The organism is Blastocatellia bacterium (genome assembly GCA_035275065.1).
GTDB lineage: Bacteria > Acidobacteriota > Blastocatellia > UBA7656 > UBA7656 > DATENM01.
Map to the genome: position 1 here is coordinate 1 of DATENM010000067.1, position 5,564 is coordinate 5,564.

4 protein-coding genes are annotated in these 5,564 nt (G+C 52.6%); all 4 read left to right on the forward strand.

The features are described 5' to 3' along the window. Nucleotides 1-474: 474 nt before the first annotated feature. The 4 genes from VJ464_16735 to VJ464_16750 all read left to right on the forward strand — a co-directional run bounded on the left by VJ464_16735 (nt 475) and on the right by VJ464_16750 (nt 4,891). Nucleotides 475-939 (forward strand): hypothetical protein, encoded by a 465-nt coding sequence (locus tag VJ464_16735; protein HKQ06783.1) that lies wholly within the window; start codon nt 475-477, stop codon nt 937-939. 214 nt (nt 940-1,153) lie between these two features. Beyond that, complete coding sequence (locus VJ464_16740; GenBank protein HKQ06784.1) at nt 1,154-1,786, forward strand: DUF6624 domain-containing protein; 633 nt, start codon at nt 1,154-1,156, stop codon at nt 1,784-1,786. Nucleotides 1,787-1,991: 205 nt separating this feature from the next. Beyond that, entirely contained in the window at nt 1,992-3,038 is a 1,047-nt protein-coding gene (locus VJ464_16745) for a DGQHR domain-containing protein (GenBank protein ID HKQ06785.1), read from the forward strand. A gap of 1,034 nt (nt 3,039-4,072) precedes the next feature. Next, nucleotides 4,073-4,891, forward strand: a complete 819-nt coding sequence (locus VJ464_16750; GenBank protein ID HKQ06786.1) for a hypothetical protein — start codon at nt 4,073-4,075, stop codon at nt 4,889-4,891. The last annotated feature ends 673 nt before the right edge of the window (nt 4,892-5,564 follow it).

A 5,564-nucleotide genomic window follows, 5' to 3' on the forward strand; every position in this document is an offset into this window, starting at 1 on the left:
GACAAACGCCGGTGAGCGGCGGGCATCGCATCGCCGCGGTTAAAGGATTTGGTGGACCGCAAAGGATGGGCAAGCGACAGCGGCAATGGCGGCGGCGCTTTGCGGCGAGCGAGATGGTCGGCAACACAAGCCAGGGCGGGGACGGCAGCCATGATGGGGTGCAGGCAGTGGCGAGATGGCCGCGCAGCGTAGGAAAAATGGGCCAGGGCGGGAAGCCTAGGGCAGAACCGGGGGCGGTCGAAAATAGGTGGGGACGAGGGCGGGAGGCCGACGGTTTTGAGGGAGTTGAGGTTACAGGCGACGCCCAACAAGCGCATGCACCGGAGCGCGGCGAGCGCGTTTCTCGTCATTGGTCAAGTGCGACACGCCGCGCCCGGTGATGCGTGACGTTAGGCCGCTCATGAAGCAACTGGTGGCTGCTTCACAACGACGGATGAAAAAAGCTTTTACCCTATTTCCCAAAAGGAGGTTTGAATGCCAACACAACTGAACTCATGGCGCTTAGTTGGAGTGCCGGCGAGCCTATTATTTTGTGTAGTCTTAGTTTGGGGAAGCTCCGCTACTTTCATCATTCATGGGGTAGGCGTTGACCTGGGAGAGGCAAAGGCAATAGAGGTTAAGGATTCAGAAGGGAGAAACCAATATATAACCCAGTTCCAGGTAAAACTGGAGCGAGGTCAGTCCTTCACTCTAATTGCTCAGGGAATGGCTTACTCGAAGGGAAAAGCCGGTGGCGACCCGTTCGAACCCGATTCTGGTGAATGGCTTTTTGACAAGCAGATGTTTCAAGCGATTCCCTATGACAAAAAGCCCTATAATAAAACGATGATTGTCATTCATCTCAAGGCGCTAAGGGGAGGACAGTCGCTAATTCAATTCAAAGGAAGAATTCTAGGTTATGACAAACAATTCGATATTGTTACTCAAACATCTAAATGATAAGTGCTGAATTTTCCTGTGACCAACCAATGATTAAAACCAAGGCGGCATACGGTGCCGCGCGGCCTAACAAGGCGTTGCAGCGGAGGCCACGAAGCGCGGCTCAAGTGGTTACCCGCAACACCGCTCGCGGCCCCGCTGAACGCTGGCGTTAGACGGCTGTCCCAACTAAATCGGCGTTGCAACAGAAGATTAACAATTGTACTTTTTACCTATGAAGACTATTTCACTCCAATTAATACTCTTCTTGTTGCTCAGCAGCCTGGTATACGCACAAAAAAACGCCGGACTAGTGAATCAGAGTTTGCGGCGCGAACTATCGAGAATGCTGAAGGATGACCAGAAATACAGAGGGGCGATAACCGAGGTCGATAGGAGTAACCTGGCCCCTGACGTGAAGGAAAAAAGGCTCTCGGATCTTGCGGAGAAGCAGGATAGGCTGGATAAAAGAAACATAAAGAAATTGGCGAAGATCATCGAGAAGTATGGGTGGCCGGCGCGAAGCAGTGTCGGTAAGGAAGGAAGCCTGGCGGCGTTTTTGGTAGTCCAACACGGCGACCTGGGATACCAAAAGAAGTACTTTCCTCTGCTGAAAGAGGCCGTCAACAAGGGCGAAGCCGACCGAGACGATGCGGCCCTGCTAGAGGATAGAATCCTGATGCGGGAGGGGAAGAAACAGATCTACGGGACGCAGCTCCAGTTCAACGAAGGGACCAAGAAACTGGAATTATGGCCGATAGAGGATGAGGAGGGTGTTGACACCAGGAGAGCGAGTGTAGGGTTGGAGCCGCTGGCAGAGTATATGAAACGGTTCGGGTTAGAGTACAAAGCGTCGAAAAAGAAATAGGGCAGCTTGCAAAGGCCGTCTAACAAGGCGTTGCAGCGGAGGCCGTGAAGCGCAATTCTTATACGTTCTTTCAATGCCGCTCACGGCCCCGCTGAACGCGGGCGTTAGACCCCCTCGCGGAAGACCTTGCACGCATGGCGGCAATCCAAAATTGTTGCAATGTCTATCTGAAGCTGTTATTTAAGGCCAGAAGGAGTATAGCTCTATGAGTCAACACGTAGGTGCGCTATCGGTGCCGTTTGTAAAGGTAGAACAACAGGAGAAAGCCTTCTATCTCATATCGCTCTCGGCGGCAGAGGTTGTTTTAATCAGTTATGTCGCCAGGAGGGGCGAAAGCGAAGAGCAGGGCGCAGTTCAACGCTTACTCAATCCGGCGAGAATCTCTAGCATCCGCGATTTTGTACTGGCAGGTGGTGTCTTCCCTACATCTATTGTCCTTAACTGGGTTGCTGCTGACGAGCCACCCGTGATCAAAGGCAGCAGTCTAGTACTTCCACGCAAACCACGTAGTGCTCAGATTATAGACGGCCAGCATCGCGTGATCGGTCTATCAGCAGCAATTGAGAAGCAAGCATCAATCGCCAACCTCCAGCTTCCGGTGAGCATCTACAGCGGACTAAGCACGCCGGAATGTGCGGATATCTTCCTGTCAATCAATACCGAACAGAAGCCGGTTCATCGCAGTCTCGTATTCGATCTGTACTCAGTCGCAAGTGATTACGTGGTTGACCCAGCCGCTTTGCGAGCGGGAGACTTAGCCTCGGAGTTGAACGAAAACTCGAAGTCTCCCTACCGTAACTACATCAAGTTCCCAGGTGCGCCTAAGGGACAGAAAGGACTCGCTCTGTCAACAGTGGTGTCCGCTGTCAAGTCTCTCGTTGAGGAAAAAGGCGTCTTTGAGCAGGTTGGCCTGTCGGAACTTCGAACGCAGACTCAATTCTTGATCAACTTCTTCACAGTACTACGCAATGCTTACGGGGCGGAATGGGAGTCTCCTAGCAATGTCTTTCGCATGGCCGCCGGTTTCGTTGGCGCCATTGAGTTCGTAAAGAACAAGCTTGTTGTTCACTGCAACATAACCGGTGACTTTACTACGAAGGCTATCGAGGAGGTGATGAATATTTCACCGGGGAATGTCATTCGCCGGGACGCCATCGAGGGTCTGCAAGGAAGGCGAGCATTCAATCAGGTATCCCAGGCTCTCGAAGAGATGTTCGACCCGAAAGGTCAGAGCAGGAAGATCAAGGTCTAAGGGGCATGCCCCAGAGTGGTTGCGGAACTTATCTCCTTGGACTCCTGCCCAGTGGAGCGACGGCTAAGACATACTTTGCTCATTACACCGTCACCTCGCAATCTGAGTCTATACTGAAGGCAATTGCGCGGGAAGACGCTCGGCGATATGTCTACAACGCCGTTGTTTCGTTTCTCGGGGGAATCGGAGGGCTACACACGCAGCAGGCAGCCTGGGCTGTGACCAAGCTTTACTACAGTGCCTTCTATGTTGGTCGCGCGGCTCTCTGTCGCGCTGACCGAATTATTTTCCACGTACCAAAGCCGTCTGGTGGCGGCCATACACAATATGAGTTGATTGTTCGCGCTGGTGAGACAGCTAGGATCGTGTCAAATCCCCCAAGCACCCATAAACTCGTTGCGCGCCGGTTCAAAGAAATAGGGTATCCCGCTTTCATGGCATCCTTGGAGGTCGACGGACATGATCCATTTCTCTGGATGATGGAACAGAGGGAGTACTGGCAGTATCGTGCTGCTCGTTTTCCCGACCCGGATATGCCTGATATGCTAGCTCAGGTCGACATTGCGAGGGTACAGCGCCTACTTGAAGAATACGCATCAGACCCAACTGGGCTCTTCCTTTCGGACCCGGATCATGCACTTCTTGCGATACCGTTCCGCCTTGTCACCTGGGCTTTGACTCATGAGTCGCTAGTGTCTGACGGTGCCGCCAATGACGATGATCTTGCGTATTTGCGGAAGCGCTGTCAGATAGGAAACCAAGTTCTTGGGGGTATTCGAAGACTTCTAGTCTGAAGCAGGCACTGAAGCGCAGAGGATTGAACCAACAAAGGTATCCAAAGACGTTTTGGTTGATATTCTCGAACTGGGGGTCTAACAACCCGTTGCAGCGGAGGCCGTGCAGCGCGGTTCTCATGGTTACCCGCAATGCCGCTCACGGCCCCGCTGAACGCGAGCGTTAGGCCGATGTGCAATGACCTGCCTTGTCTAAATTGAAAAGGGGCACTGTTAAACTACGTTTGAAAGGAGCTAACTATGAAAGAAAAAATAATCCTCATCGTTGTTGGCGGCTTGAGCATCCTTATTGCGCTTTCACACATGATTGGTTTGCTAGAATTGGTACCTTGGTTGGAACACCGAATCCCTGTCTTTACTCTGTTAGTTGTTGGTGTCGTCGCCGAATATCTTGCATTTGAAAATAAGAAAAAACTCGACAGCATAGAACGCCTGGTGCGCGATGGAGAAGCAAAGATCATTCGATCCTTGAATGGCGTTGAGGTTAGGTACTTTGAGCATGTATCACAGGTGTACGAATATGCTCATAAAAGAATGTTAGAGGCAAAGAACAGCATTGATGATTTGACTTGGGGAGATGCCGATCACTTTGAGACTCCTGATCATAGGCAAGCACATGAAGAATACATAAGAGACATAGCTGAAATAAGCTCCAAGAAGAACTTCAGGTATCGGGAAGTTATGACTTTTCCGAACATAGAGAGACTGAGGCGAGCCGAAGCCATGATCACTAACAATAAAGCCAAAGGGTACCAACTCAAATACTACGAAATTCCTCCACAGGGGATGCCTCCGCTTATGGAGTTTCTCTTGATAGACTCTGAAGAGGTTATTTTTGCCTTCTATAAGTGGCCATATTCACCTACATCAATCCAATTCCACTTGGCCGTAAAGCATCCCGACATTGTGAAATTACTTGAAGACTACTATACAGCGGTGTGGGAAAACCCGAACGCGAAGAAGCTAAAGGTGGATGACCAAGTAAATGGGGCAGCACTAGAGGAGATCAAGGATCTGTTTAAGCCAAGAGAAACGATTAAGGATAAGAATACTCCTTAATCAAATGTAAATGTATACCCATGGCCGATTTTCTGTCAGAATCGGCCTAACAAGGCGTTGCAGCGGAGGCCGCGCCGCGCAATTCCCATGCGTCCTTTGATTGCCGTACGCGGCCCCGCTGAACGCGGGCGTTAGGCGCCGCGCCCGCAATCGCCGGCAGGCGCAATGATGCAAACCGGCGGATGGCTTGACTCGCCTGCAGCGATCATCCATTCGCATCGCACCGCTGGCGACACTCACCCGGCGCAGCGGCGAGGTTGGCAACAACCGGCAGACAAACGCCGGTGAGCCGCGGCGTATCGTATCGCCGCCGCGGTTAAAGGATTTGGTGGACCGCAAAGGATGGGCAAGCGACAGCGGCAATGGCGGCGGCGCTTTGCGGCGAGCGAGATGGTCGGCAACACAAGCCAGGACGGGGTCAGCAGCCATGAGGGGTGCAGGCAGCGGCGGCGAGATGGCCGCGCAGAGTAGGGAAAATGGCACAGGGCGGGAAGCGTAGGGCAGAACCGGGAATCGTCGAAAATGGGATGGGACGAGGGCGGGAGGCCGACGGTTTTGAGGGGGTTGAGGTTACAGGCGACGCCCAACAAGCGCATGCACCGGAGCGCGGCGAGCGCGTTTCTCGTCATTGGTCAAGTGCGACACGCCGCGCCCGGTGATGCGTGACGTTAGA